Below are 25,531 nucleotides of genomic sequence, written 5' to 3'. Positions count from 1 at the left end.
AACAATCAACTGCGCCTCAAGGGCGGGAGACACGATATGGCAACAGTGGATATCAAGGTGCCGGACATCGGCGACTTCGACGAAGTCGCCGTGATCGAAGTTCTGGTGAAGGTGGGCGACACGGTGAAGGCCGAGCAGTCGCTGATCACGGTGGAGTCGGACAAGGCCTCGATGGAGATCCCGTCGAGCCAGGCCGGCGTCGTGAAGGAACTCAAGGTCGAGGTCGGCAGCAAGGTCAAGGAAGGTTCGGTCGTGCTGGTGCTCGAAGGCGAAGGCGCGGCTGCGCCCGCCGCGGCGCCCGCTCCGGCCGGGGCTCCCGCGGCAGCGGCGCCCGCTCCGGCACCGGCTGCGGCCGCGCCTGCCGCAGCCGCAGGTCCGATCGAAGTGAAGGTGCCCGACATCGGCGACTTCAAGGACGTCGCGGTGATCGAGGTGCTGGTGAAACCCGGCGACGCGATCAAGCAGGAGCAGTCGCTGATCACGGTCGAGTCGGACAAGGCATCCATGGAGATTCCGTCGTCGGCGGCTGGCGTGCTCAAGGAACTCAAGGTCAAGGTCGGTGACACGGTCAACATCGGCGACTTGATCGCGATCATCGAAGGATCCGGCGGCGGTGCCGCAGTGCCCGCCGCTGCGCCGGCACCGGCTCAGGCCGCTGCGGCCGCTGCGCCGGCGAGTGCCTCGGCGCCCGCGCCTGCTTCGGCACCGGCTGCGTCAGTGCCCGCGCACGACCCGACGGTCGCGCCTTCCGGAAAGTTGCCGCATGCATCGCCTTCCGTGCGCAAGTTCGCGCGCGACCTCGGCGTGCCGCTCGAAGAGGTCAAGGGCAGCGGCCCCAAGGGACGCATCACGCAGGAAGACGTCCAGAACTTCACCAAGGCCGTGATGAGCGGCGCTGCCAGCACCAAGGCTGCGGGCGCCAAGGCTCCTGCAGGCGGCGGGGGCGGCGAAGCGCTGGGCCTGCTGCCATGGCCGAAGGTCGACTTCACCAAGTTCGGCACGGTCGAGCGCAAGGATCTGTCGCGCATCAAGAAGATCAGCGGCGCGAACCTGCACCGCAACTGGGTGATGATCCCGCACGTCACGAACAACGACGAGGCCGACATCACCGAGCTCGAAGCCTTCCGCGTGTCGACCAACAAGGAGAACGAGAAGTCGGGCATCAAGGTCACGATGCTGGCTTTCGTGATCAAGGCGGTGGTCTCGGCCCTCAAGAAGTTCCCCGAGTTCAACACCAGCCTGGACGGCGACCAGCTCGTCTACAAGCAGTACTTCCACGTCGGCTTCGCGGCCGACACGCCCAACGGGCTCGTGGTTCCGGTGCTGAAGGATGCCGACAAGAAGGGTGTTCTCCAGATCAGCCAGGAAATGGGAGAACTCGCCAAGAAGGCGCGCGACGGCAAGCTGGGCTCGGCGGACATGCAGGGCGGCTGCTTCTCGATCAGCTCGCTCGGCGGCATCGGCGGCACGCACTTCACGCCGATCATCAATGCGCCCGAGGTTGCGATCCTGGGTCTCTCCAAGGGCGCGATGAAGCCCGTGTGGGACGGCAAGGCCTTCCAGCCGCGCCTGATGCTGCCGCTCTCGCTGTCATACGACCATCGCGTGATCGACGGCGCGTCCGCGGCCCGGTTCAATGCCTACCTGGGTCAGGTCCTAGCCGACTTCCGCCGCGTTCTTCTATGACCACGGTAGTGGCCGTCCGGAAAGGCGGCCAAGTCGTGATGGCGGCTGATTCCCTGGTGACGTTCGGTGACACGCGCCTGTCGCACCGTGCCGAACGAAACCAGAAGCTGTTCATGGTCAACGACGCCGCGGGCCAGAGCATCTTTGCCGTGGCCGGCGCTGCAGCGCACTTCCTGGTGCTGCAGCACGCGCTGGCGGCGCAGCCGGCCGAGGCGCTGCGCTTCGGCAGCAAGGACGAGATCTTTCGTACCTTCACGCTGCTGCATCCGGTGCTCAAGGACTCGTTCTTCCTGCAGACCAAGGAGGACGAGCACGAGCCCTACGAGTCGAGCCAGTTCACGATGCTGCTGGCCAACGGGAGCGGTATCTATGGCATCTACAGCTACCGCGAAGTCTTCGAGTTCAAGCAGTTCTGGAGCATCGGCTCCGGCCGCAGCTTCGCGCTCGGGGCCATGCATGCGGCCTACGACAAGGCGCGCTCGGCGCGGGACGTGGCCGAAGCGGGCGTGGCCGCAGCCTGCGAATTCGATCGAAACTCGGCCGGACCGGTCGACGTTCTCACACTCAAACTGAAGGTGTCCAAATGAGCGAAGTACAAGTCAAAGTGCCGGACATCGGCGATTTCGATGAAGTCGCGGTGATCGAGGTTCTGGTGAAGCCCGGCGACACGGTGAAGGCGGAGCAGTCGCTGATCACGGTGGAATCGGACAAGGCATCGATGGAGATTCCTTCATCGCATGCGGGCGTGGTCAAGTCGGTGGCCGTGAAGGTCGGCGACAAGGTGAGCGAAGGCTCGGTGGTGCTGACGCTGGATGCAGCCGAAGGCGCTGCCGCTGCGCCCGCGCCTGCGCCGGCCGCTGCGCCTTCCGCCGCAGCTGCACCCAAGCAAGCATCGGCGCCGGCTGCACCGGCTCCGGCGCCTGCCGTCGCGTCGACCTACTCGGGCTCGGTGGACGTCGAATGCGATCTGCTGGTGCTCGGCGCCGGCCCTGGCGGCTACTCCGCCGCCTTCCGCGCGGCCGACCTGGGCCTCAACGTCGTGCTGGTCGAGCGTTACGCAACCCTGGGCGGCGTCTGCCTCAACGTCGGCTGCATTCCGTCCAAGGCGTTGCTGCACGTGGCGGCGGTGATCGACGAGGTCAAGCACTTCGCCGACCTCGGCGTGAGCTACGGCGAGCCCACCGTGGATCGCGCCAAGCTGCTCGGTCGCAAGAACAAGGTGGTCGGCAAGCTGACGGGTGGCCTCGCCGCCATGGCGAAGATGCGCAAGGTGACGACGGTCCGCGGCGTCGGCGAGTTCGTCGATCCGTACCACGTCAAGGTGCAGGAGACCACCGGCGACGGCAAGGACGTGACCGGCAAGGCGCAGACCGTCAAGTTCCGCCACTGCGTGATCGCGGCCGGTTCGCAGGCCGTGCACCTGCCTTTCATGCCGAAGGATCCGCGCGTGGTCGATTCCACCGGCGCCCTCGAACTCGGCGTCGATCCCAAGCGCATGCTGATCCTCGGCGGCGGCATCATCGGGCTCGAAATGGGTTCGGTGTATTCCACGCTGGGCGCCAGGCTCGATGTGGTCGAGATGCTCGACGGGCTGATGCAGGGCGCGGACCGCGACCTCGTGAAGGTCTGGCAGAAGCTCAACGCACCGCGCTTCGACAACATCATGCTGAAGACCAAGACCGTCGGCGCCGAAGCCACGAAGGAAGGCATCCGCGTGACTTTCGAAGGCGAGCAGGCGCCCAAGGAACCCCAGGTCTACGACCTGGTGCTGCAGGCGGTCGGCCGCAGCCCCAACGGCAAGAAGATCGGTGCCGAGAAGGCGGGCGTGAACGTGAGCGATCGCGGCTTCATCCCGGTCGACATCCAGATGCGCACCAACGTGCCGCACATCTTCGCGGTGGGCGACATCGTCGGCCAGCCGATGCTGGAGCACAAGGCGGTGCACGAGGCGCACGTGGCGGCCGAGGTGATCGCCGGCGAGCAGAAGGGCGACAAGGAACTCGCCAGCGCAGCCTTCAATGCCCGCGTGATCCCGAGCGTGGCCTACACCGATCCGGAAGTGGCATGGGTCGGCCTCACCGAGGACCAGGCCAAGGCCGAGGGGGTGAAGATCCACAAGGGTCTGTTCCCATGGACGGCTTCGGGCCGTGCCATCGCGAATGGCCGCGACGAAGGCTTCACCAAATTGCTGTTCGACGAGGAAACTCATCGCATCGTTGGTGGCGGCATCGTCGGGACGCATGCGGGCGACATGATCGGCGAGATCGCACTGGCCATTGAAATGGGCGCCGACGCCATCGACATCGGCAAGACGATCCACCCGCACCCGACCCTGGGCGAGAGCATCGGTCTGGCGGCGGAAGCGGCCCACGGCAGTTGCACGGACTTGCCGCCAGTCAAGAAGCGCTAGGGCGACAGACGAAAAAAATCCCGCCGACGGCGGGATTTTTTGATGGTGAGGTCGGATCAGTCGCCCGAGGTCTTGATCAGGTCGTCCTGGGACGAAACCACGCGGCGCGCGCCACTGAAGCGACGCTGCCAGTAGCTGCCGCTCATGTCTTCCACCCGAACCTGGGCGCCGGGCTTGGGGGAGTGAATGAACTTGCCCTCGCCGACGTAGATGCCGACATGGCTGAACGCGCGGCGCATGGTGTTGAAGAACACGAGGTCGCCGGGCTTCAGTTCGTTGCGGTCGATCTTCTGGGTGGCAGCGGCCTGTTCTTCTGCGCGGCGGGGGAGCAGGTGCCCGACAGTCTGGTTGTACATCGCCCGGACGAAGCCGCTGCAGTCGAAGCCGGTTTCGGCGGTGTTGCCACCGCGGCGGTAGGGTACGCCCAGGAACCCGATCGCCGTGACGACGAGGTCGGACGTGCGATCCACCATGGTCTGCCGAACATGGTGAAGCTGGCCCATCAGGCTCTTGTCGACGACCATCATCTCGTTGTCGTCGGCCCGGTCGAGTTGCGGCGCGGCGTGTGCGGCGGTCGCAAGCAGGAGGGCGGCGGTGAGCATTAAAAATCGCATGGCGCGTAGGATATGGACGACACCATGGAGTGTCAATTTCAAGTGAGTTCGGGATTTTGCACGTAACTGCTTGTCAGCGATGGGTTTTTTTCACCTTCTCACAATCAAAAATGTAAAGGTACAGGTTATTTGCAATAAGTTCTTTGGTTCTTGTAATGCGAAAGTTTTTGAATCTCGCCTGAATGACCAAACGATTGCAAATCCAGAGACCTCGAAGGAGCCGCATGATCCAGCCATTTGTAACCACCCGTCGATGGACGTCTCGCCTGATTTGTCTGGCTCTCGTTGCTAGCGGAATGGCGGCCGCAGCGCCCAGGGCGGAAGTCGTTGCTTCCGGCCTGGAGAACCCCTGGGGCGTCGGCTTTCTCCCAGGCGGCCGCTTCCTGGTGACTGAAAAGGCCGGTCGCGTTCGCGTCGTCGGGGTCGACGGCAAAGTCGGCCCGCCGGTCGTTGGCCTGCCCGCGGTTGCGGCGGGCGGACAGGGTGGCCTGCTGGACGTGATGGTCGATGCCGCCTTCGAGACCAACCGCACCTTCTATATCTGTTACGCCGAGCCTGATGCGGCCGGAATGGGCAACAGCACGGCACTGGCGCGAGCCCAGTTGTCGGCCGATGGCAGCCGGATGGAAGGCCTGAGGGTGATTTTCAGCCAGCGGCCGAAGGTCGCGAGCCGCAACCATTTCGGCTGCCGAATCGTCGACGCCGGAGACGGCACGCTGTTCCTCACGCTGGGCGACCGCTTCAGCCGCAAGGAGGACGCGCAGAAGCTGGACAACCACCTCGGCAAGATCGTGCGCATCGGCAAGGACGGCTCGGTTCCGAAGGACAACCCCTTCGTCGGCAAGACGGGGGCATTGCCCGAAATCTGGAGCTACGGGCACCGGAACGGCCAAGGCGCCACGCTGGCGCCGGACGGCAAGCTCTGGATGCATGAACACGGCCCGCAAGGCGGCGACGAAATCAACATCCCGCAGGCGGGCCGCAACTATGGCTGGCCAGTCATCACCTACGGCGAGAACTACGGCGGCGGCAAGATCGGCGACGGCATCACGCAAAAGGAAGGCATGGAGCAGCCGCTGCACTACTGGGTGCCTTCGATCGCGCCGTCGGGAATGGCCTTCCTGACCAGCGATCGCTACGGCGCCGGTTGGAAAGGCAACCTGTTCCTCGGGTCGCTCAAGTTCGGCTACCTCGACCGCATCGAGCTCAAGGACGGCAAGGTCGTGGCCGAGCACAAACTGCTGGAAGACGGCCGCGCGCGCATCCGCGACGTGAAGCAGGGACCGGACGGCTTGCTCTATATATTGACCGACGAATCCAACGGCAAGCTTCTTCGGCTCCTGGGGGATTGAGGTTCTCCCCCAGGCTTGCTCACTTCGTGTGGCCGCCTACCCCCAATCTGGGGGGCAACACCGACGGACCGGCAGAGCCGGTCCGTGGTGTTTCACGATTGGGCTTCGCTTTGTGGGGGGCGTGTTTTCGGTGGTACGGTCTAGCCTCTCTTCTCTTCTTGTTACTCGCGAAAGACGTTTTCATGCTGCTCGATGCATCGCAATCCCAATTGGTCCTGGTCGACTATCAGGCGCGCCTGATGCCATCGATCTTCGAGGCGGACGCCGTGGCGAAGAATGCGGTGCGCCTCGGCAAGATGGCCCAGCTGGTGGGCGTGCCGGTCTGGGGCACCGAGGAAAACCCGTCGAAGCTGGGCGAGAACCTGCCCGACATCCGCGCCCTGTGCCAGCGCACGCTGGCCAAGATGCATTTCAGCGCCGCCGAGGAAGGCCTGGGTGAATGGTTGCGCGTGCCGGCCAAGGCGCCTCAGGGCAATGCCCGCAGTCTTCCCAAGCACCTGCAGAAACCTGCCGCGGCCGAAGAGCGCAACACGATCGTCATGGCCGGTTGCGAGGCGCACGTGTGCCTGATGCAGACGGCGCTCGATCTGCTCGAGGATGAGTTCGAGGTCTGGGTCGTCACCGATGCCTGCAGTTCGCGCACCGAACGCAACCGCGATGCCGCCTTCGACCGCCTGGCCGGCGCCGGGGCGGAACTGGTGACCACCGAGATGGTGGGCTTCGAGTGGTTGCGGACGGCGGAGCATCCGCGCTTCGCCGAAGTGCTGGCGTTGATCAAGTAGCGCCGCCGGCGGTCCCCGCAACGCGGGCCTGCGGACCTATTTCTGAAGCCGGCGGTAGGCGCTGAAGTGACGGATGGCCTCGCGCCGATGGCCCAGGTGGTCATGCAATCGGGCCGCGTTGAAATGCGCATCGCCGATCGTCGAGTCGATCCGAAGGCATTGTTCGTAGCCTTCGAGTGCCTCGGGGAGGCGCCCCAGGTCTTCCAGCGCCACCGCGCGATTGAAGTGCAGCAGCGCCACATCCGGTCGTTGGCCCAACGCAGCGTCGTAGAGGGCCGCGGCTTCTTCCTGGCGGCCGGATTCGCACAGGATCGCGCCCAGGTTCAGATACGCATCCGAAAAATCCGGTGCCATCGCGAGCGCCTTTCGGTAGGCCGCTTCAGCGGCCTGTATGTCCCGCGGTTCGAGTTCCTCACCCTGGGCGAACCATGCGTCCGCGGAGGTTTGCGCCGATGGTGGCGGAATTGCGTCCTCGTTCTGCAAATGCTCCACGAACGCCACCGAGCCGCGCGTTGCCGCAACCTCGAAGTCCATCAGCAACTGACCCGACTCCGCCTCCCATTGGCTGTCGCGCTCGCGCACGGCGATCGTGCTGCCCACGGCAGTGATCCGCAAGCCGGTCAAGGGCAGCTCCGATGGCAGGGTGGCTTTCAGCCGCTGCAGTGCGCGCAGGATCTTGCGCGTCGGGATGTCCGCAGCCTGCAGGTCGTGAGCGGTCCGAAGCAGGACCACATCGCGAAAGGAAAACCGGTACTCGTTGCGCGGCCCTCGCGCGGGCTGGACAAAGCCGTTCGCAATCAGCCCTGAAATCGCACTCCGGGAGAGACCGAGCATCTCCTGGAGACTGCGCAGGGTGTGGGGGGCCTGCACCTGGATGTCGGTCACTTCCTCAAGCGCGCGGCGGCCGGGGCTGCGGTCGTCGTCTTGGCGGCGGCGCGCTTGACGCCCTTGCGCTCCTTCGACGCGAGCGGGGTCACGACTTCAGCGGCCGGCGCGCGCGTCGCCGCCGGGCGTTTCGCTCCGCCGGCACCCGCTCGAACCAGGCTGGCGCGCAGCATTTCGGTGAGGTCGATGATCTGGCCGCTGCCCGGCGCCGTCTCGCGCTCTTCCACCGCCACCACCTGCTTGCCGGCGATCTTCGCGTCGATGGCCTCCAGGATCCGCTTCTTCTCCTCGTCGACGAACTGCGTCGGTTCGTAGCTGTCCTGGGAAATCTGGTCGATGAGCTGCAGGGCGAGTTGCACTTCGGCATCCGACGGCTTGATCTCCTCGATCTCCAGGTCCTTCAGCGAACGGACCTCGTCAGCGTAGAGAAGCTGCTGCAGCACCAGACCGTCCTCGGCGGCGCGGACCTGCACGACATATTGCTTGCCTTTCCAGGCCCACTTCGCGAGCGCACACCGGCCACTCTTGCGCATGGCCGCGCGCAACAGGGTATAGGGCTTGGCGCCGCGCTTGTCGGGGGCGATGAAGTACGCCTTGTCGTAGTAGATCGGGTCAACGGCCTTTTCGGGGATAAAGGCGACGATGTCGATCGTGTGGGTCGAGCTTTCCTCGACCGCCTTCAACTCGTCGGGCGTGAAGAGCACGTAGCGGTCCTTCTCGAATTCATAACCCTTGACCATCTCCGCGCGGGGCACGACGACCGAGGGATCCTTCTCCGAGACGTACTGCTGCTTGACGCGCGAGCCGTCCTTGGTGAGGAGATTGAATTTGACGGTTCCGGAACTTTCGGTCGCGGAATACAGCTTGACCGGGATGGAAACCAGCCCGAAGCTGAGCGACAACGAGGCGATCGAACGTGCTGCCATGAAACCTCCGAGGAGGTATTCGGCACCTCCCGGCCGGAGAATGCCACTTTCCTGGACGCTCGGCCAGAGGCGACGATGCCTTGCCGACCGGGCGCCGGCGGCTCAGGCCCTCCAGAGGGAGACCAGTTGATCCAGTCTGGGCAGGCCCTTTTCGGGTACCGATGAGGCCACGAGCGGCTTGAAAGTGAACTCCGTGGGCTGCCCGTCGCCGAGCGGCCGATCCGGGAGGGGCGCCCGCACCACCCTCAGCCCTTCGGCATGCGCTTCCGTCCAGAACACATGCTTCCAGGGTGTGCCGCCCGGAAACGCCGCGGCCCAGTCGGTGTTCGCCTTGATCCAGACGCCGCATACCGTACCGAGCCGTCCTCGCCATGCCGGCGGGCAGACAAAGACGCCGGCGTCGCCAGGCCGCAGCTTGAGCAGTCGCGACGGATAGGCATACAGCGATTTCCAATCCATGCTTTCTCTCTCGTCACTCACATGACTTCCTTGTCTCGATGGCGTTGGTGGTCGTCATGTTTGCGACACCTCGGGATTGGGAAGGAAGTCGAGCCCGACGCGCGACAGCACTTCGCGCAGGCGGCCCAGTGTCTTCGGGCCAATGGCGACCTCCTTCAGGAGTTCCTGCTCGCTGATGGCGGAGAGATCCTCGATGCAGAAGATGCTGAGTTCCTTGAGCGCGTCCCGGGCACTCGCGCGCACGGATATCTCGTCGATAGGCGTCTCGGGGCTCAACTGGATGGGCACGTTGAACCGCTGTGCGCCTCGCGGGCGCCAGTTGAATGAAGGGAAGGCGAAGGCCGAGTTCTCGGGAATCAGGCGCTCGCGCAGCGCGGCTGCGTGCTGGCGTTTTGCTTCGTGGATGGCGCTCCGCAGGGCTCCCAAACAGGGGAGCAGTTCATCGTCGGGCAACTGAGCGAGGTCATCGACGGATTGGATCATGCAAGACATACGTGGGACTCATCGGTATGTGCGCCGTTGGACATGGCTCGATGCCACGTCTTCAACGCAAGAAGAACGGGGAGGGATTCGAGGCGGGAAACGCCTGAAGGCAAAGGGCGTGAAGCTCCGGTCGTCGGAGCCGGGAGATGCCAATCGGGAAAGTGCCTACCCAGTGAAACCGATGTGCGACGTGTGGCGAAACTTGGACCAAAGACTCCGGAAACCGCATGCCTGCTTGCTCTTGCTTGCCGATGGACGGCGACGTCCAGAGTATTGGGAGTCCGCCGCAGGAAGTCCATGCCGTGCCTGAATGAAGGCTATGCGCGTAACGAATGCCCGCCGTTCACCTGGAGTTCGAGGCTTTGCATCACCTGGTCGCGAAACCAGAGATGAGCGGCGTGACGGTGCGTGCGGTCGTGCCAGGAGATATAGACATCGAAGGCCGGCACCACCACCGGCAAGGCCAGTTCGGCAAGACCGAAGCGATCGCGAAAGCGCGACGCCAGCGACATGGGCAGGAGCGCCACCATGTCCGACTTCTCCAGCAGATGAGGTGCCGTCAGGTAGTTCGGCGTGACGTAGCGGCGTCGACGCTGCAGCCCCTGCGCGGCCAGCGCCTGGTCGACGGCTTCCCCGAAGCAGTTCACGGTGTTGGGCATGATGACCACGTGCTCGAGGCCCGCGAACTCGGTCGGCGTGAGCGTCTTGCCGATGGCCCAGTGGCCCGCACGTGCCACGCACACGATGCGATCGCGAAAAAGCAGTCGATGGCGGAGTTCGCGCAGGCTGGGCGGCAGGATGCCGACGCAGAAGTCGACATCGCCGGCTTCGAGCACCTTGTTGAATTGCGAAGGGTGCACCGGGTGTCGTACCGATATCGAGATGCCCGGAAATCCCGTGCCGAGATGCTGCACCAGGTGCTCGACGAAGAGGCATTCCAGATAGTCCGTGGCGACCATGCGGAACAGGTAGCGCGTGGCCTGCGGGTCGAAGGCGACCGCGTTGCCGAGCAACTCACCCATCTCTTGAAGGATGCGCTCGGCGAACTCGCGCAACTGGAGCGCCTTGGCCGTGGGGATGAGGCCGTTGCCGCCCTTCACGAGGATCGGGTCGCCCGTGACCGTGCGCAATTGGCCAATGGCGCGGCTCATTGCTGGCTGGCTGATCGAGATCGCCTCCGCAGCGCGCGAGACGTGCGAATGGTCGACAAGCGCCACGAGGCACTTGAGCAAATAGAAGTTCAGCTCCCCGTTGTCGTTTCGTTCTTGGTGCATGGGCCGATCGCATTGAACACGAAGACCACAGGATACGGGCCGTTTCCTAGCCGAAGGTAAATACGTACGCCTGCGCCCCTGCGTCGAGGAATTCAATCTCGAAAACGTGGTCGTTTGTACTCGTTTTCTGTCGAATCAGCTGGTAAAGCCGTTGGGCGTCGATCGTTCCATGGCCCTGCGCATCGACATCCGAGCCATGGTCCGACAGCGGCGGCTTGCCGTCCACCAGCACCCTGAAGCGCACGGGCTTCCCGTCCGCCGCCGGGCCGAGCACCAGGTGCACATCCCGCGCATGAAAGCGATAGACGATGCGGCCATCGGCGTGGTTCAGCACCGCGCGCTCTCGCTCCACGGTCCAGTCGCCGGCCAGCGCCCACTGGTCCGTCCGCAATGAAGCGGGGCGTCGGTAGGTGTGGGCGCGGTCGCTGGCGATGCCCTCCGGAGAGGCGAAGTTGTGCGTGCGCTCGTGGCCCAGGTAGGTCTCTTGCGACAGCGAGGGCGAGGCGTCCGGTGCGGCCTGGACGCCTGCGGCAGTTGGCAGCACCAGGCCCGGCGGAACCTTGGCTTGACCCGCCTCCGCCAGCAGTTGCTGAATGACCCGCTCCGATTTGTCGTACTGGCCCTCGCCGAACTGGTGGTGGCGGATGCGTCCCTGCGCGTCGACGAAGTAGAACGCAGGCCAGTATTGGTTGTCGAAAGCACGCCAGACGGCGAAGTCGCTGTCGACCGCGACAGGAAATTCGATGCCAAGATCCTTCACCGCCCGGTGAACGTTCGACGAGCGCTTTTCGAATGCGAACTCTGGCGAGTGCACGCCGACCACCACCAGCCCCGCATCCTTGTACTTCTCGGCCCATGCGCGCAGGTAGGGCAGGGTCCGCAGGCAGTTGATGCACGAGTAAGTCCAGAAGTCGACCAGCACCACCTTGCCGCGCAGGTCTGCCGGGGTCAGCGGGGCCGAGTTGATCCATTCGGTCGCGCCAGCGAATGAAGGAAGCACCCCTTCCGGTTGCAGTGTTCGCGAAGGCGCGGGTTCGTGGGCTGCAGCGGTGAGTGACAAGCCCGTGTCTTCGAATGCTCCGGTGCTGGCTTGCGGAGGCTGCGGCACCGGGGAACCGATGCGATCCACCAAGGCCTGCTCCAGCGTCGACGTGGTCCCGATCGAAAGTCGGCTGAGCACGCCGGTGTCCAGGCCCAGTGCGATCGCGCCGACGCCGGCCAGCACGAACGCGCCCGCCGCACGCCGGACCCACTCGCCTGTATGGAGCGAACGCTTCATCGCTGCGAACACGCGCCCGCCCAGCAACAGCGCGGCAGCCAGCGACGTGCAAGCGCCAGCGGCATAGGCCAGCAGCAGGAGCGACGTGCCGACGCTTGCGCCGTTGAGCGCCGCGCCTGTCAGGATCAAGCCAAGAATCGGTCCCGCGCAGGGCGCCCAGAGCAGGCCTGTTCCCATGCCCAGCAAGATCGACGACCCCAGCGAAGTCCGCGCTGCCGTCCCATCCGGCTGCCGCTCCGACAACCGGATGCCGAGAGCGACCAGCGGCCTCGTCATGCGGTCGGCAACGCTCGGGAACAGCAGCGTGATGCCGAACACCGCCAGCATCGCCATCGCCGCATAGCGCCCGTATTCGTTGAGCGCAACCACCCAGCCGCCGCCCACGGCAGCCAGCGAGGCGACGGCGGCAAAGGCCACCGCCATGCCCAGCAGCATCGGCAGGCCGTGCGACCGGAACGGCCGATCGGCACGCGCAAAGACGAATGGCAGTACCGGCAGAACGCAGGGGCTCAGGATGGTGAGCACGCCGCCCACATAGGCAATGATCAGGATGAGCATGATGTCGGAGTGAATGGTGCGCGGCGATCAGGTCGCGGCGGATTGGACAGTGGTCATGGTGAGCCGGGCCTCGAGCCCGCCTTCGGCGCGGTTGTGCAGCTTCAGTTCCGCGTCCATTGCCACGGCAAGCTGCTGTGCGATGGCGAGTCCCAGGCCGGTCCCGCCGGTGCTGCGGTTGCGTGAGCCTTCGACGCGATAGAAGGGCTTGAGTACGGCCTCCAGTTGCTCGGGCGGAATGCCCGGCCCGTTGTCGATGACGGCGACGACCCACCGGTCCGCTTCGACACGCACACGGACGCGCACATCGCTTCCGAACTTCAACGCGTTGTCGATCAGGTTCACGAGAATCCGGCGCAGCGCATTCGGACGCGTCACGATCGGCGCGTCGACTCGTCCCTCCAGCAGCACAGGCTGCCCCGAGTCCTCATAGTCGGCGACCATGCTTTCGAGCAACGCGTCGGCATCGATGCGGCAGGGCGGTTCCGTCGCGCCATGGAGCGTGCGCGCATACGTGACGCCTTCCCGCACCAGCGCATTCATGGCATCGAGGTCCTGCCGGAACTTGGCCTGGTCTTTCTCGTTGTCCATCAGGTCGGTGCGCAGGCGCATCCGCGTGATCGGTGTCTGCAGGTCATGCGAGATGGCCGCGAGGATTTCAACGCGCTCGGCCATGTAGCCGGCAATCCTTCGCTGCATGGCATTGAATGCACGAGCCGCATGCGCGACTTCAGTCGGCCCTTCCTCGGCCAGCGCGTGGGCCTTCAGGTCGGGACCGAGTTCATCCGCCGCCGCGGCGAGCCGGGCGAGCGGCCGTGTGACCAGGCGCACGGCGAACCATGCACAGGCGGCGAGTACCGCCAGCTGGATCCAGAGCACCCACATGACCCAGTCGGACACGGGCACGCCGACCCGACGCGCTTGGACGATCACCGGGCTGCCGTCCGACAGCCGCACCTCGATCCGCAGGCCTTCGCGCGCGTCGGCCGCCTGTGCCACCTTCACGACCTCGAATGGACGCAGCGCCTGGACGATGGCATCGCCGAATTCACGCGTAGCGGGTGCTTCAGGCTCCGGGCCGTCCACGCCGCCACCCAGCATGAAGCGGTAGTTGCGCCGCTCCAGGCGTTCAAGCCAACCGGCGCGTTCCTCGGCAGGAAGGCGGTCCAGGATCGCGATCGAACTCGCGATGTCGAGCTCGATGCCGGTCATCATCAGTTCGCGAAGTGCGACGCCGCGCTCGTAGCGGATCGATGCGAAGGTGAGCAGCTGCGCAATCGCCAGCCCCAGCACCATGATCAGTGTCACCCGTGCAAAGAGCGATCGGGGGAACAGACGACGCCAGCCTGCGGAGGGGCCGGGGGGAGCGTGAAGGCTTGAGACGGTGGGCATGGTTGGGTTTATAGGCCCCGAACCAGCCGCCGACCCGGTCGTGTGTATTCCAGTGTGTCTGCCGGGGGAGGACTAAGTACACGGCCATACAAGTACCGAGCGCGGACGCGCCGGACTCGCGGCGGGTCACCCGCAGCCGACAGCACCCAGGGCGAGTCGAACCAGGTCCACCTGCCGCGCGCAGCCGGTCTTCTCCATCAGATGGGCGATGTGCTTTCGCACGGTATGGATGGATATCGCCGTGGCGGCGGCAATCTCCTCCGCGGTGGCGCCGTGCATCAATTCCGCCAGCACCTCTCCTTCGGCCGTCGTGATGTCCAGGGCCGCGCACAGCACATCGAGCGTGATTTCCGCGCGGGCGCGCGGCGGGCTCACGCGCGCAAGCAACAGCGGGCGGCGGTCGTAGCGCAGCCGGCCGTCGGCGCGCGCCAGATCCATGACGCATGCTCCGGCCCGCCTTCCCGGCAGGACGATCCGCAGCGGCCCGGATGCGAGGGACGCGCGCCTGAGCGACGTCTCCAGTTGCTTGCGCAGCCTGGCCGACGCGTGCCACAGCCGGCCGCCCCGCACGCCCACCGCCGACACTGCATCGAGTTGAACGCGTGCGGCTTCGCATGCATGGATCACCCGGCCTTCGGCATCGACCAGGAACGTTGCGTCGTTGAATGATCCGTCGACGAGGTCGATGGCGGTGAGAACCCGATCGGCCGCTGCCTTGCGATCGGCCATGGCCGAAAGCAGGGCCGAGGTCAGTTCCTTGACCGGACCCGTCGACAGGAAGTCGTCGGCGCCCTCGGTCTTCCTTGCGCGATGAAAGCTGATGGCCGAGCTCTGGGGGCCCGTCTCGATCTGGAAGGACATCATGTGCCGCATCCGGTGCTTCAGCATGAAATCGTTGTAGTACTCGCTGTGGCTGCGGACTTCGGGCGTCAGGCACCACTCCGTGTCGAACCAGGAGCCCGCGGTCCACGGCAAGGAGGGGTTCAGCAGAATGTCTTTCGTGTGGAAGTGCGCGAAGTACTCGCGCTCGGCCACGGCGTCGACGTCGAGCGTCAGGCCGTCGACAAGGCGTGTGCCTTCGACGACCAGAAAGGACGCCGTGTCGCTCCCGACGACGTCGCGCGCGCTCTGGAGGATGTCGTGCCAGGGCGGTTCCGGATCCGACAGGTGGCGGATCGCCTCGAACGCTCGACGCAGAGCGACCGCCTTGCCGCTCGTCTCGCTGGCTCCTGGCATCGGACCCTCCTACCCATTATTTTTTAAAAGTAATTCCAATGTATTACATTGAATGTCCGGCTACCACTAAGGGAAGACGCCTAGGGCGACGACTCATCCCCATCCGGGGGGATGGCGGACACCTGGAGTTGCCGCGCTATCGCGAGCGATTCAGGTCCATGCTCTCCTGGAGCCGAACCATGCTTTCCTCGCCAACGCGGATGAGCCCGCTGCGCGGCTGGTCCATGTCGATGATGACCGTGAACACCGTCGCGATCAGCAGTGCGAAGAGCGCGGTCGAGGCGTGGCGTCGCCGGCCGGTCAGGCCGTAGCCATAGGCGATGAAACCCAGCGCGCCCAGTGCGACGGCGATCAGGAGGCTGATCACGATCTGCGGCACATGGTTGTCCAGCGCGGCCCTGCGCTTTTCATTGGCGTTGAACATCTCGTTCAATGACTGGATGACCAGCACCCGAGCCGGCGAGGCCTGGCCGACCGTCGCGGATGCGCCTGCCAATGCCCAGAGCCGGGACTCGATGTCCGTCGTGACGGCACTGGTCCTTTCGAGTTCCGCCGGGTCGACGCCGGCCCGCATGAAGTCGACACGCGCCGCGACATAGCTTCTCAGCAGGTCCGACACCTGTTCCCCCTGTGACGGCGGGAGCAACTGGGCGCGCAGATAACTCGTGCGGATGGCATTGACCTCTTCCTGGATCAGCGTCTTGCGCACGTCGAAGCGGGACGCGGCCATCGCGAAGTTGAAGCCGAGCAGCAATGCCAGAAGTCCGAGCAAGGCGGCCTGCAGTGCGCTGATGTGCGATCTGGAGGTGTCGTCACTCCGATGCGCATGGCGACGGCCGAGCCGGAAGGCGATCTCCAGCACCGCAAAGAAGGCGACCACGACAACGATGAACAGTACGGCCTCGTCCAGTCCAGCCAGCATGGGGGTCTCCTGCGAACAGCCGCTCATTCTGCTGATGCAGCTGGAATGGCGCAAATCCACGGCCGGCTGCGAAACGAAATGTCGTGTCTCCCGGCGCCAGATACTTGGGCATACAAACGCGGGGCTGCCGTCGGGGAGGGCGGCTACATTGCGAGGCAATCCCCTGCGCCGGAACCCGATCGCCATGCAACCCAGACCTGCAGACCATGTCCTCATCGTCGACGACGACCGCGAGATCCGCGAGTTGCTCACCACCTACCTGGTCAAGAACGGCCTGCGCGTGGCCGCGGTGCCCACCGGGCGCCACATGCGTGCGGCACTGGAAGAGTCGGGCCCGTTCGACCTGATCATCCTCGACCTCATGCTGCCCGGCGAGGACGGACTGACGCTGTGCCGCGACTTGCGCACGGGCAAGCACAAGTCCATCCCCATCCTGATGCTGACGGCGCGCAGCGAGGAAGCCGACCGCATCCTCGGCCTGGAGATGGGCGCCGACGACTACCTCGCCAAGCCTTTCTCCGCCCGCGAACTGCTCGCGCGGATTCGCGCCGTGATGCGTCGCACGCGCATGCTGCCGCCGAACATGCACTCGACGGAGACCGCCCGGATGCTGGCTTTCGGCGACTGGCAGGTCGATACCACCGAGCGGCACCTGATCGACGCCAGCGGCACGATGGTCGCGCTCAGCGGCGCGGAGTACCGGCTCCTGCGCACCTTTCTCGACCATCCGCAGAAGGTGCTGAGCCGTGACCAGTTGCTGAGCCTGACGCAGGGTCGCGAGGCCGAACTCTTCGAGCGCTCGATCGACCTGCTCGTCAGCAGGCTGCGCCAACGGCTGCGCGACGACGCGCGCGAGCCGCGGTACATCAAGACCGTGCGAAGCGAGGGCTACGTCTTTGCATCGGCCGTCGAGGCCGGCGATTGAGGTTGCGCCAGGAGCGACTGGATCTTCCTCTCGGTCTCGGCGTAGCTGCCCTCGCCGAAGTGCGAGTACACGATGCGCCCTTGCTTGTCGATCAGATACACGGCGGGCCAGTACTGGTTCCTGAACGACTTCCAGGTCGCGTAGCTGTTGTCCTGCGCGACGGCATGCTGGATCTGCAGCCGCTTGATGGCCTCCTGCACGTTCTTCGTCGACTTCTCGTAGGCGAACTCCGGCGTGTGCACGCCCACTACGACGAGACCCTGGTCCTTGTACTTCGCGTGCCAGTCCTTCACGTACGGCAGGTGATTCAGGCAGTTGATGCAGGTGTAGGTCCAGAAGTCGACGAGCACGACCTTGCCGCGCAACTCGTCCAGTTTCAGTGGCTGCGAGTTGAGCCACGTGTCGATGCCCTGGAACTCTGGCGCGGTCCGCTGCTCGGCCGCGGGCGTGCTGCCGCTCGGAGGCGCGGCGAAGGTCAAGGCTGCAAGCGAGGCCGCGAGGGCCGCGCCGACGAGGAGTGCACTGGCTCGGATGTTCATGGCGGTGTCTTTCCGGGAGTGAGGAGCTGGGTTGTCGAACGAACGGGATCTTCCGCCGCGGAGCTCCCCATGCACACGCGAAACGTACGCCTCTGTATCCGGTGCAGGAACTCCACACACTACGTTTCATTGGCGCGACGACCTGTCCATGCGCATGCAGAGTGGCGCCGGGAGCCGGTTGCCGCGATGATCGACGGACAAGGCATTCGAACCCGCTCGTCGCGAAAGGACTGATGGAATGAACATCGCTCGCACCGTGTCGCACACCGGCATGCTCCTCGGCTTGCTCGCGGCCTCGCAAACCTTCGCCGCAACGCCAAGCTTCAGTTGCGCCAGGCCCGAAGGGGCCGCGGTCAAGGCCGTCTGCAGTGACGACATGCTCGCGGCGCTCGACCGCGAAACGGCGCGCCTGTACGGGCTTGCACGGGCCACACCGGGCTTGAGCGCGCAGCGCAAGAACGAGCTGACAGCCGTGCAACGCGGATGGATCAAGGGCCGCGACGATTGCTGGAAGGCGAGCGATGCGACGGCCTGCATCCGCGACGCGTATATCAGCCGCATTGCCGAGCTGCGCGCAGGCTACAAGGGCGCGCGTGCCAAGGGCGGCGTCAGCATCGGTCCGGTGACGGTGACCTGTCCCGGAAGCCCGCCAATGAGTGCCACCTTCGTGAATGTCGAGCCGTCGCTGGCCTACCTGGCCGGAAGTGACCGCGGCCTCGTCATGACCATTGCGCGGTCGGGCTCGGGCGCGAAGTACACAGGACAGTATCCGGACGGCGAAGCGACCTTCTGGCAGAAGGGGCCGGAGGCATTCGTGCAACTGCCGGGTGGCAAGGACCAGACCTGCCGAGTCGGCCTGTCCGGCTGACGATGAAGAGCCTGCCTCGTCTGCTGAAGCAGGCTATGCGTCAAGCAGGCCGGCAACCTTCTTCGGCACATCCTTGATGAGGTTCAGCGCGTCCTGGTTGCACGCACGCAACTGGTCCTCGGCATCGAGCGTCTTCTCCATCGCGGATTTCAGTGCCGCGTAGGTGTTGGCGCCCATGGCAATGGCCTGCCCGATGAAAGGCGTGACCTTCTCGTAGAGGGCAAAGTCCAGCGCCGCGAGATTCATCTGCGCGCCGACCAGGTCGGACACCTCGGCGTGAAACTCGACCTCGAAGGACGCCAGCGTTTCATGGCTGGCCTTGCCCGCAGTGAGAACCTTGAACGAGACCCACATCATCGAGTGCGCCGTCGAAGCCAGCGATTTCGCGAGTGCGGCTACGGCGTTCCGCGTGTCCGAGCGAGCCTGGTCTTCGCGCGCGCGCGACCACTTCTCGGTCTCGAGCTTCGATTGGCGCCAGCCGGCGAACGCGAAGCCGACGATGCCGGCGAGGGCGCCCACGGCTGCGCCGAGGACGGCGGCCAGGCCTTGGTCAAGTGCCATGTCTGAGTGGTCTCCAGTCTGGATTTGTATGTCTTGGAACGGTTATCGGCGTCGCTGCCGAAAACTTGAGCCCGCGATGTAGCGGCGAAAGCACGCATCTGACATCATCGCGGCCCGCTGACCACCACTGCGCAGGAGACACCCATGACTCGCACCGTTCAAGAGAAACGCGCCGCCTTCCGGGCGCTTCACGCCCAGGGTTGCTTCGTGCTGCCCAATCCGTGGGACGTCGGCAGTGCCCGGATGCTCCAGGGGATGGGATTCAAGGCCCTTGCGTCCACCAGTTCCGGCTATGCCTGGTCGCAGGGCCTGCCCGATGGCGGGGCGTCGCGAGAGACGGTGCTGGCCCACTTGCGCACCCTGGTCGATGCCACCGATCTGCCTGTGAATGCCGATTTCGAAAGCGGCTACGCGGTCGACCCGCAAGGTGTCGCGGTCAGCGTTCGGATGGCGATCGAAACGGGCGTGGCGGGCCTCTCGATCGAGGATGCGACGGGCAACGCCGACGATCCGGTGCGCAGCATCGACGAGGCTGTTGCCAGACTGCGTGCTGCCCGCGCGGCGATCGACGAAGCTGGCGGCGACACGCTGCTGGTCGGGCGAGCCGAGAACTTCCTGTACGGACGCACGGACCTCGACGACACCATCGCCCGGCTCCAGGCCTACGCCGAGGCCGGGGCCGACTGCCTCTATGCGCCGGGAATCCGCACGCGCGAGCAGATCACCGCCGTGGTGGCCGCCGTGGCGCCGAAGCCGGTCAATCTCCTGATCGGCTCGGCCAGCGACCTCACGCTGCAGGATGTCGCGGCGATGGGTGTCCGGCGCATCAGCGTGGGCGGTGCGCTCGCACGCTCCGCGTGGGGCGGCTTCATGCGGGCCGCGCGCGAGATCGCCGAGAACGGCCGCTTCGGGTTCGCCGAAGCGGCGCGGGGCGACGAGTTGAACGCGTTCTTCCGCCGCACGGATGAGCGCGACCGCGCTCACTCCAGCGCAGACGCCGGTCCGAAGAACTCGTAGCGCACCTGCTGGTCCGGCACGCCGAGCGCGCGCAGCGCCGTCTTCACCTGCTGCATGAAGGGTTTCGGGCCAAGGAAGTACGCGTCGATGTCGCGCGTCGTGGCCGGCAGCCAGTGGGCGAGCTTCTGGGCGTCGAGCCGGCCGACCGCGTGCGGTGCGTCGGCCGCGGCCGGGGCATCGGGCGCCTCGTCGTAGCAGTAGTAACGCACGAGTTGCGGATGCTTCTGTGCCAGCGCGTCGATGGCATGACGGAACGCGTGGACGCCGCGGGCGCGCGCGCAGTGGATGAAGTGCACCGCCCGCGAGGTCTTCAGCGCTGCTTCGAGCATCGCCAGCGTCGGCGTGATGCCCACGCCACCGCTGATCAGCACCAGCGGCCGGTCGCTTTCCGCGAGCGTGAAGGCGCCCGAGGGCGGGAACAGCTCGATCGTGCTGCCCACCTGCACGTGATCGTGCAGGTGGTTGGAGGCGAGTCCGCCGTGTTCCCGCTTCACGCTGATGCGATAGGTCCGGCCGTTCGGCGCGGCCGAGAGCGAGTAGTTGCGGCGGATGTCCTGGCCATCGAAGACCAGGCGCAGGCTGATGTACTGGCCGGGCTCGAAGTCGAGCACCGGTTGGCCATCGACCGGCGCGAAATAGAAGGACGTGATCTCGTCGCTTTCGACTTCCTTTCGCACCACCTTGAAGTCCCGCCCACCGCGCCAGCCGCCAGGCGCCGCGGCCTTGCTGTCATAGGCCTGCTTCTCGGCGCCGATCAGCAGGTCGGCGAGTTGTCCGTAGGCGGCGGCCCAGGCGTCGATGACTTCATCCGTCGCGATCTGCGGGCCGAGCACCTCGCGGATCGCGCGCAGCAGGCAGGCGCCGACGATCGGGTAGTGCTCCGGCAGCACCTGCAGCGAGACGTGCTTGTTGACGATCTGGCTCGCCAGGTCACCTAGCGCCTCGAGCCGGTCGATGTTGCGCGCGTACATGAGCACGCCGTTCGCGAGCGCGCGGGGCTGATCGCCGCTTGCCTGGTTGGCCTGGTTGAAGATCGGACGGACTTCAGGGTGCTCGCCCAGGAGGATGGAATAGAAGTGCGTGGTCAGCGCTTCACCGCCCGTTTCGAGCAGGGGCACGGTGGCGGTGACGATGGCCTTTTGTGGGGCGGACAGCATGGAGGGAGCCTTTCGAGAGTGAGGGTGATGGCTACTTCATTGCAATCCCTGTTCCAGCCTGGCGCTTCATACGAATCAAAGACTTGGGCATCGATGATGTCTTGTTGACACGACTACGATGTGGTCTCATCGATACGGATCGAGTCAAAATGACAACGCACCCATTGCTTCAGGCCATCATCCCGCTGGTGGCCGACATCGCGCGCGAACTGCCAAGCGCAGAACGCTACCGACGCCTGCTGGAGGCATTGCGGGTGTTGCTCCCATGCGATGCCGCGGCGCTCCTGCGCCTCGACGACGGCTGGCTGCTGCCGCTGGCCGTGGACGGCCTGAGCAGCGACACGCTCGGCCGCCGGTTCCGCGTGGAAGAGCATCCGCGCTTCACGGCCCTGCTCGAAGCGGACGGACCCTTGCGCTTTCCCGCCGACAGCAGCTTGCCCGACCCCTATGACGGTCTGGTCGAGGGCGTGAAGGGGCACCTGCCCGTGCACGACTGCGTCGGCTGCGTCATCCGCGTCGACGAAAAGCCGTGGGGACTGCTGACCCTCGATGACCTGGCTCCGGAGCGCTTCTCCCGTGTCGACCTGAAGGTGCTGCAGTCCTTCGGCAGCCTGGCCGCCGCGACAGTCAGCGTCGCGGGGCACGTCGAGCAACTCAGGTCCAGGGTCCGCGACGAGAGTCTTCGCGCCGAGGGCTACCGGCTGGCGGCTGCGCCGCGTGCACGCGGACTGATCGGCCGCAGCCCCGCGATGCGCCAACTCCAGAAGGAGATCGAACTGGTCAGCGGCAGCGAGCTGTCGGTGCTCATCCAGGGCGAGACCGGCGTCGGCAAGGAACTCGTTGCCGAGGCACTGCATGCGGGCTCGTCCCGCGCGGCGCGTCCCCTGATCAGCCTGAACTGCGCCGCACTGCCCGAGACGCTGGTGGAAAGCGAACTCTTCGGCCATGTGAAGGGCGCGTTCACCGGTGCCGTTGGCGAGCGCCCAGGCAAGTTCGAGCTCGCCGATGGCGGCACGCTCTTTCTCGACGAGGTCGGCGAACTCACCTTGCCGGTGCAGGCCAAGCTGTTGCGTGTGCTGCAAAGCGGCCAATTGCAAAGGCTCGGGTCGGACCGCGAGCATCGGGTCGATGTGCGGCTCATCGCCGCGAGCAATCGCAATCTGGCCGACGAAGTGAGGGCGGGGCGCTTGCGCGCGGACTTCTATCACCGGCTGAGCGTCTATCCCCTGCAGGTGCCGCCCTTGCGCGAGCGTGGCCGCGACGTGCTCCTGCTCAGCGGCTTTTTCCTGGAAGAAAACCGCTCGCGCCTCGGGCTCGGCGGCTTGCGGCTGGACGCCAGCGCGCAAGCCGCGCTGCTCGCCTACCGCTGGCCGGGCAACGTGCGCGAACTGGAACACCTGCTCGGGCGCAGCGTGCTGAAGGCGCTCGGCCGTCATCCACAGCGTCCGCGCATCCTGAGCCTGACGGCAGGCGACCTCGACCTGCCGGACGGGCACTTGCAAGTCGCGCCCGAACGGGTGGACCCATCGCCAGCGTCAGCGTCAGCGTCGACCCGGCCGCGCCTGCGCGACGGCGAAGGCCTTCGCGATGCCGTCGCCACGCTCGAACGCGAACTCGTGACGACTGCACTGGCGCAAAACGACTACAACTGGGCCGCCGCAGGCCGTGCACTCGGCATGGACCGCGGCAATCTCGCCCGCCTCGCGAAGCGGCTCGGCCTGCCCGCAGACAAGCGCGCGCTGCGCGCCTGGCGCTCGCCCTGAGCTAGTTGTCGCCGTAGGTGGCAGCGCCTTCCGCCGCGATGGCCCGTGCGCCTGCGCGGACCGTGGCGCGATCGGCCATCTGGGTGCGCGGCTGCACGCCCGTGCCGCCGTTGCTGATCTGCACGGGTGTACGTGCCTGCGCGCGAACGTCAGCGCGCGACAGCGTGGACTGGAAAGGCTGAGGAGGCAGAGGGTTCTGCTCGCCTTGAAAGGCCTGCGCGCCGAAGGCCGCGAGGCTGCCGAAGCAGAGCGTGATGATCGAATGTCGTTGCAGCACGGAAGCCATGAGTCGCTCCTGAAGAAGGTGGATGGGCCGCACCTTCTACGGGGCTGGGTGCCGCCTGGTTCACCTTGCGCCGTGTCGACTCAGAAGTCGGACGACCGGACGACGATCGGCTCCCGGTGAGAGGCGTCATAGCGCGACCAGGCGGCCACGTTGATCGCCACGTGGTTCTCTTCATACGCGCTCACCGCGCGGCTGGCGCCATCCGAGGCGTGTACGTAGGCACCGAAATGGGATGCGAGCGCGTCGTCGGTAATGAGGGCCTCGATCTCGCGGCCTTGCGCGGGGAGGGCGAAGGCCACGCCATTGCCGACCCAGCGCGCGCCGCGCGAGCCGCCGATGCGGTGGCCGCTGGCATCGACACCGACAGCTGCTACAGCGGCCTCCAGTGGCGCCCGCTCGGTTTCCACGGCGTCCACGACAGGTTCGGGTGGAGGTTCCTCGATGATTTCTGCCGAAGCAAAGTCCCTGTCGAGAAACATCATCTCGAAGTTGCAGATCTGGATGATGTCGCGGTCCAGCAGCGGCTGCACCGACACGTCCGTGCCATTGACAAGCGTGCCGTTGGTGCTGTGAAGGTCGTGGAGGGTGACGAAATGTCCGTGCCGGGTGAGGAGCGCGTGGGCCTTGCTGACGGTGTCCGCTGGGAGCACCAGGTGGTTGCTCATGCTGCGACCGATCCTGAACGCGCCTTCGAGCAGCCGCACGTTGCGAAACGCCACACCGTTTTTCGTCACGATCAGAGTCGGCATCGTCGAGTCCTCCCTTTCAAGCCGATGGTATGTCGCCAGTGGCGCAGCCTATGCGGATCGTCACACGGCGAGAGCACTGAGACGATCTGATACAGGGCAGGGCCGTGCTCGTGTGCGGATGGGCCTGGACGCAGCGTCGAGCGAAGTCATTGCGCACTGCTCGCGTTTTGTGCAACGCTTGCGAACTGGCGCCGGCTGCTGTCCGGCCCCGGCGGAAGCGTGAGAGGAGCTTGTCATGCACAACCATGGGACTTCGATCGGGGCGGTGTTCCTGACTTTCGTCCTGACAGCATGTGGCGGCGGCGGGGACAGCGCGCCGCTCGTCATGGGCGCCGCGGCGGACCCGAATGGCACGGGAGGCACGGGCGGTCCGGCAACGGTGTCTCAGACGTTCGAGCGCCCCAGTCCGGCCGCCGGCAACGCCATGTCGATGAAATCGACGGACTAGGCCCGCGCGGCGCCGATCCCGCCTTGCGCCGCGAGATGCTCCACCAGCGCGCGTGCCGCCACCGACAGCTGCTCCGCGTCGCGAAAACAAACGATGAAGCGGCGCTGGGCCCAGGGTTCTGCAAGGGGGACGACGTGCAGCCCGTAAGCCGCGCCTTGCCGGTCGGCCACTTCGCGCGGCACCAGGCTGATCGCCAGTCCGGCACGCACGACGCGCAGCGCGGCCTCGAAGTTGCTGACGACGATGCGGTGGATCAGCGTGCGCCCGAGCTGCGCCGCGGCGCGCCGGAGCATCACCTGTACCGCGCTATTGATCGGCAGGCTCACGTGCTCGTAGCCTAGTGTGTCCTCGAAGCGCACGGTCTTGCGCCGCGCGAGCGGATGGTGGGGCGGCACGACGATGCAGAGATGGTCGCTGCGATAGGGGCGGGCCTGGAGCGCGCCGAGTTCGGCGGCATCCCAGCACACGCCCAGCGAGGCCATGCCGTCACGCACGCCGCGGACGATCTCCGGGCTCACTCTTTCCTCCAGGTCGACCTGGATGGTGCGATGGGCCGGCATCTTGAGGAAGGCGGCGACATCGTCGGCCAGCGATTCGGTCATGGCGGACACGCTGGCCAGCACGCGGACCTGGCCGTGCGCGCCGGCCACGTAGCTCTCCATGTCGCGCTCGATGCGCGCTGCGCCATCGAGCATGCTGCGCGCATGCTCCAGTAGCGTCTGGCCCGCGGCCGTCGGCACCACACCGTGGCGCTTGCGCACCAGCAGCGGCGTGCGGACCTGGTGTTCGAGTTGAGCCAGCCGCTTGCTGATCGCCGAGCCGACGATGCTGGCGCGCTCGCCCGCGCGGGCCATGTTGCCCGTCTCGCAAACGGCGACGAACAGTCGCAAGGTGGTGAGGTCGAAGTCGCGCAAGATATTCCGATATGGAACGCTGGCGTTCCAAAATAGCGAAGATTTGTCG

At 65.8% G+C, this 25,531-nt stretch carries 26 protein-coding genes; 10 read left to right on the top strand and 16 right to left on the bottom strand.

Annotation, left to right across the window (positions count from 1 at the left end):
* The first annotated feature begins 36 nt into the window (after positions 1-36).
* The 3 genes from aceF to lpdA are packed head-to-tail and all read left to right on the top strand — an operon-like array spanning position 37 to position 4,096.
* Complete coding sequence (aceF, locus tag QTH90_RS06145; RefSeq protein WP_286663618.1) at positions 37-1,686, top strand: dihydrolipoyllysine-residue acetyltransferase; 1,650 nt, start codon at positions 37-39, stop codon at positions 1,684-1,686.
* Positions 1,683-2,273 carry an Ntn hydrolase family protein gene (locus tag QTH90_RS06140; protein ID WP_286663617.1) on the top strand — a complete coding sequence of 197 codons (591 nt, stop codon included), beginning with the start codon at positions 1,683-1,685 and terminating at the stop codon, positions 2,271-2,273. The genes aceF and QTH90_RS06140 overlap by 4 nt, the downstream gene beginning before the upstream one ends.
* Positions 2,270-4,096, top strand: coding sequence for a dihydrolipoyl dehydrogenase (lpdA, locus tag QTH90_RS06135; RefSeq protein ID WP_286663616.1), 1,827 nt, complete (start codon positions 2,270-2,272; stop codon positions 4,094-4,096). The genes QTH90_RS06140 and lpdA overlap by 4 nt, the downstream gene beginning before the upstream one ends.
* Positions 4,097-4,152: 56 nt before the next feature.
* Here the strand turns inward: lpdA and QTH90_RS06130 are convergent, their stop codons facing one another.
* Positions 4,153-4,710 carry a C40 family peptidase gene (locus QTH90_RS06130; protein WP_286663615.1) on the bottom strand — a complete coding sequence of 186 codons (558 nt, stop codon included), beginning with the start codon at positions 4,708-4,710 and terminating at the stop codon, positions 4,153-4,155.
* A 296-nt stretch (positions 4,711-5,006) separates the two neighbouring features.
* Here QTH90_RS06130 and QTH90_RS06125 point away from each other — a divergent pair, with 296 nt between their 5' ends.
* Both QTH90_RS06125 and QTH90_RS06120 read left to right on the top strand, forming a co-directional pair.
* A complete protein-coding gene (locus tag QTH90_RS06125; protein ID WP_286663614.1) occupies positions 5,007-6,062 on the top strand; it encodes a PQQ-dependent sugar dehydrogenase in 1,056 nt (351 codons plus the stop codon).
* A 182-nt stretch (positions 6,063-6,244) separates the two neighbouring features.
* The gene (locus QTH90_RS06120) at positions 6,245-6,844 is read left to right on the top strand and encodes an isochorismatase family protein (RefSeq protein WP_286663613.1); all 600 of its coding nucleotides are present in this window, start codon (positions 6,245-6,247) and stop codon (positions 6,842-6,844) included.
* A gap of 36 nt (positions 6,845-6,880) precedes the next feature.
* Here QTH90_RS06120 and QTH90_RS06115 read toward each other — a convergent pair whose 3' ends face one another.
* The 9 genes from QTH90_RS06115 to QTH90_RS06075 form a co-directional block, all read right to left on the bottom strand.
* Entirely contained in the window at positions 6,881-7,729 is an 849-nt protein-coding gene (locus QTH90_RS06115) for a tetratricopeptide repeat protein (RefSeq protein WP_353506606.1), read from the bottom strand.
* On the bottom strand, positions 7,726-8,655 hold the full coding sequence (gene ku, locus QTH90_RS06110) for a non-homologous end joining protein Ku (RefSeq protein WP_286663612.1): 930 nt from the start codon (positions 8,653-8,655) through the stop codon (positions 7,726-7,728). Before ku ends, QTH90_RS06115 begins: the two co-directional genes overlap by 4 nt.
* A 102-nt stretch (positions 8,656-8,757) precedes the next feature.
* Entirely contained in the window at positions 8,758-9,114 is a 357-nt protein-coding gene (locus QTH90_RS06105) for a hypothetical protein (protein ID WP_286663611.1), read from the bottom strand.
* 54 nt (positions 9,115-9,168) lie between these two features.
* Positions 9,169-9,597 (bottom strand): helix-hairpin-helix domain-containing protein, encoded by a 429-nt coding sequence (locus tag QTH90_RS06100; protein ID WP_286663610.1) that lies wholly within the window; start codon positions 9,595-9,597, stop codon positions 9,169-9,171.
* 317 nt (positions 9,598-9,914) lie between these two features.
* Positions 9,915-10,871 carry a LysR family transcriptional regulator gene (locus QTH90_RS06095; protein WP_286663609.1) on the bottom strand — a complete coding sequence of 319 codons (957 nt, stop codon included), beginning with the start codon at positions 10,869-10,871 and terminating at the stop codon, positions 9,915-9,917.
* 46 nt (positions 10,872-10,917) lie between these two features.
* Positions 10,918-12,708, bottom strand: a complete 1,791-nt coding sequence (locus tag QTH90_RS06090; protein WP_286663608.1) for a cytochrome c biogenesis protein DipZ — start codon at positions 12,706-12,708, stop codon at positions 10,918-10,920.
* A 27-nt stretch (positions 12,709-12,735) separates the two neighbouring features.
* A complete protein-coding gene (locus QTH90_RS06085) occupies positions 12,736-14,097 on the bottom strand; it encodes an ATP-binding protein (RefSeq protein WP_286663607.1) in 1,362 nt (453 codons plus the stop codon).
* 126 nt (positions 14,098-14,223) lie between these two features.
* Positions 14,224-15,333 (bottom strand): helix-turn-helix transcriptional regulator, encoded by a 1,110-nt coding sequence (locus QTH90_RS06080; protein WP_286663606.1) that lies wholly within the window; start codon positions 15,331-15,333, stop codon positions 14,224-14,226.
* Between the two features lie 136 nt (positions 15,334-15,469).
* Positions 15,470-16,255: a bestrophin-like domain gene (locus tag QTH90_RS06075; RefSeq protein ID WP_286663605.1), complete on the bottom strand. Its 786-nt coding sequence runs from the start codon at positions 16,253-16,255 to the stop codon at positions 15,470-15,472.
* Between the two features lie 184 nt (positions 16,256-16,439).
* Between QTH90_RS06075 and QTH90_RS06070 the strand changes: the two genes are divergently transcribed.
* Positions 16,440-17,180, top strand: a complete 741-nt coding sequence (locus QTH90_RS06070; protein WP_286663604.1) for a response regulator — start codon at positions 16,440-16,442, stop codon at positions 17,178-17,180.
* On the opposite strand, the gene QTH90_RS06065 is transcribed toward QTH90_RS06070, so the two are convergent.
* Positions 17,144-17,719, bottom strand: a complete 576-nt coding sequence (locus QTH90_RS06065; RefSeq protein WP_286663603.1) for a thioredoxin family protein — start codon at positions 17,717-17,719, stop codon at positions 17,144-17,146. The two genes, QTH90_RS06070 and QTH90_RS06065, sit on opposite strands and share 37 nt — an antisense overlap.
* A 238-nt stretch (positions 17,720-17,957) precedes the next feature.
* On the opposite strand from QTH90_RS06065, the gene QTH90_RS06060 reads away from it, so the two are divergent.
* On the top strand, positions 17,958-18,587 hold the full coding sequence (locus QTH90_RS06060) for an MliC family protein (protein WP_286663602.1): 630 nt from the start codon (positions 17,958-17,960) through the stop codon (positions 18,585-18,587).
* A gap of 33 nt (positions 18,588-18,620) precedes the next feature.
* On the opposite strand, the gene QTH90_RS06055 is transcribed toward QTH90_RS06060, so the two are convergent.
* On the bottom strand, positions 18,621-19,148 hold the full coding sequence (locus QTH90_RS06055) for a hypothetical protein (protein WP_286663601.1): 528 nt from the start codon (positions 19,146-19,148) through the stop codon (positions 18,621-18,623).
* Positions 19,149-19,292: 144 nt separating this feature from the next.
* Here QTH90_RS06055 and QTH90_RS06050 point away from each other — a divergent pair, with 144 nt between their 5' ends.
* Positions 19,293-20,165, top strand: coding sequence for an isocitrate lyase/PEP mutase family protein (locus QTH90_RS06050; RefSeq protein WP_286663600.1), 873 nt, complete (start codon positions 19,293-19,295; stop codon positions 20,163-20,165).
* Here the strand turns inward: QTH90_RS06050 and hmpA are convergent.
* Positions 20,129-21,322, bottom strand: coding sequence for an NO-inducible flavohemoprotein (gene hmpA / locus QTH90_RS06045; RefSeq protein ID WP_286663599.1), 1,194 nt, complete (start codon positions 21,320-21,322; stop codon positions 20,129-20,131). The two genes, QTH90_RS06050 and hmpA, sit on opposite strands and share 37 nt — an antisense overlap.
* A 149-nt stretch (positions 21,323-21,471) precedes the next feature.
* Here hmpA and norR point away from each other — a divergent pair, with 149 nt between their 5' ends.
* Entirely contained in the window at positions 21,472-23,085 is a 1,614-nt protein-coding gene (gene norR / locus QTH90_RS06040; protein ID WP_286663598.1) for a nitric oxide reductase transcriptional regulator NorR, read from the top strand.
* Position 23,086: 1 nt separating this feature from the next.
* Here norR and QTH90_RS06035 read toward each other — a convergent pair whose 3' ends face one another.
* Positions 23,087-23,371: a DUF4148 domain-containing protein gene (locus QTH90_RS06035; protein WP_286663597.1), complete on the bottom strand. Its 285-nt coding sequence runs from the start codon at positions 23,369-23,371 to the stop codon at positions 23,087-23,089.
* Between the two features lie 80 nt (positions 23,372-23,451).
* A complete protein-coding gene (locus QTH90_RS06030) occupies positions 23,452-24,120 on the bottom strand; it encodes an FHA domain-containing protein (protein ID WP_286663596.1) in 669 nt (222 codons plus the stop codon).
* Between the two features lie 235 nt (positions 24,121-24,355).
* Between QTH90_RS06030 and QTH90_RS06025 the strand changes: the two genes are divergently transcribed.
* Positions 24,356-24,568 (top strand): hypothetical protein, encoded by a 213-nt coding sequence (locus QTH90_RS06025; RefSeq protein ID WP_286663595.1) that lies wholly within the window; start codon positions 24,356-24,358, stop codon positions 24,566-24,568.
* Here QTH90_RS06025 and QTH90_RS06020 read toward each other — a convergent pair.
* Positions 24,565-25,482 carry a LysR family transcriptional regulator gene (locus tag QTH90_RS06020; RefSeq protein WP_286663594.1) on the bottom strand — a complete coding sequence of 306 codons (918 nt, stop codon included), beginning with the start codon at positions 25,480-25,482 and terminating at the stop codon, positions 24,565-24,567. The two genes, QTH90_RS06025 and QTH90_RS06020, sit on opposite strands and share 4 nt — an antisense overlap.
* Between the last annotated feature and the right edge of the window lie 49 nt (positions 25,483-25,531).

Origin of the sequence: Variovorax flavidus (assembly GCF_030317145.1) — a bacterium.
GTDB classification, from domain to species: Bacteria; Pseudomonadota; Gammaproteobacteria; order Burkholderiales; family Burkholderiaceae_C; genus Variovorax; species Variovorax flavidus.
Note: the sequence above shows the minus strand (reverse complement) of the source record. Positions and strands in the feature narration are given on the sequence as shown.

Excerpts from the sequence above, each read along its gene's own strand:
- aceF (WP_286663618.1), top strand. The coding sequence starts at position 37 with ATGGCAACAGTGGATATCAAGGTGCCGGACATCGGCGACTTCGACGAA.
- QTH90_RS06140 (WP_286663617.1), top strand. The coding sequence starts at position 1,683 with ATGACCACGGTAGTGGCCGTCCGGAAAGGCGGCCAAGTCGTGATGGCG.
- lpdA (WP_286663616.1), top strand. The coding sequence starts at position 2,270 with ATGAGCGAAGTACAAGTCAAAGTGCCGGACATCGGCGATTTCGATGAA.
- QTH90_RS06130 (WP_286663615.1), bottom strand. The coding sequence starts at position 4,710 with ATGCGATTTTTAATGCTCACCGCCGCCCTCCTGCTTGCGACCGCCGCA.
- QTH90_RS06125 (WP_286663614.1), top strand. The coding sequence starts at position 5,007 with ATGGCGGCCGCAGCGCCCAGGGCGGAAGTCGTTGCTTCCGGCCTGGAG.
- QTH90_RS06120 (WP_286663613.1), top strand. The coding sequence starts at position 6,245 with ATGCTGCTCGATGCATCGCAATCCCAATTGGTCCTGGTCGACTATCAG.
- ku (WP_286663612.1), bottom strand. The coding sequence starts at position 8,655 with ATGGCAGCACGTTCGATCGCCTCGTTGTCGCTCAGCTTCGGGCTGGTT.
- QTH90_RS06105 (WP_286663611.1), bottom strand. The coding sequence starts at position 9,114 with ATGGATTGGAAATCGCTGTATGCCTATCCGTCGCGACTGCTCAAGCTG.
- QTH90_RS06100 (WP_286663610.1), bottom strand. The coding sequence starts at position 9,597 with ATGATCCAATCCGTCGATGACCTCGCTCAGTTGCCCGACGATGAACTG.
- QTH90_RS06095 (WP_286663609.1), bottom strand. The coding sequence starts at position 10,871 with ATGCACCAAGAACGAAACGACAACGGGGAGCTGAACTTCTATTTGCTC.
- QTH90_RS06090 (WP_286663608.1), bottom strand. The coding sequence starts at position 12,708 with ATGCTCATCCTGATCATTGCCTATGTGGGCGGCGTGCTCACCATCCTG.
- QTH90_RS06085 (WP_286663607.1), bottom strand. The coding sequence starts at position 14,097 with ATGCCCACCGTCTCAAGCCTTCACGCTCCCCCCGGCCCCTCCGCAGGC.
- QTH90_RS06080 (WP_286663606.1), bottom strand. The coding sequence starts at position 15,333 with ATGCCAGGAGCCAGCGAGACGAGCGGCAAGGCGGTCGCTCTGCGTCGA.
- QTH90_RS06075 (WP_286663605.1), bottom strand. The coding sequence starts at position 16,255 with ATGCTGGCTGGACTGGACGAGGCCGTACTGTTCATCGTTGTCGTGGTC.
- QTH90_RS06070 (WP_286663604.1), top strand. The coding sequence starts at position 16,440 with ATGCAACCCAGACCTGCAGACCATGTCCTCATCGTCGACGACGACCGC.
- QTH90_RS06065 (WP_286663603.1), bottom strand. The coding sequence starts at position 17,719 with ATGAACATCCGAGCCAGTGCACTCCTCGTCGGCGCGGCCCTCGCGGCC.
- QTH90_RS06060 (WP_286663602.1), top strand. The coding sequence starts at position 17,958 with ATGAACATCGCTCGCACCGTGTCGCACACCGGCATGCTCCTCGGCTTG.
- QTH90_RS06055 (WP_286663601.1), bottom strand. The coding sequence starts at position 19,148 with ATGGCACTTGACCAAGGCCTGGCCGCCGTCCTCGGCGCAGCCGTGGGC.
- QTH90_RS06050 (WP_286663600.1), top strand. The coding sequence starts at position 19,293 with ATGACTCGCACCGTTCAAGAGAAACGCGCCGCCTTCCGGGCGCTTCAC.
- hmpA (WP_286663599.1), bottom strand. The coding sequence starts at position 21,322 with ATGCTGTCCGCCCCACAAAAGGCCATCGTCACCGCCACCGTGCCCCTG.
- norR (WP_286663598.1), top strand. The coding sequence starts at position 21,472 with ATGACAACGCACCCATTGCTTCAGGCCATCATCCCGCTGGTGGCCGAC.
- QTH90_RS06035 (WP_286663597.1), bottom strand. The coding sequence starts at position 23,371 with ATGGCTTCCGTGCTGCAACGACATTCGATCATCACGCTCTGCTTCGGC.
- QTH90_RS06030 (WP_286663596.1), bottom strand. The coding sequence starts at position 24,120 with ATGCCGACTCTGATCGTGACGAAAAACGGTGTGGCGTTTCGCAACGTG.
- QTH90_RS06025 (WP_286663595.1), top strand. The coding sequence starts at position 24,356 with ATGCACAACCATGGGACTTCGATCGGGGCGGTGTTCCTGACTTTCGTC.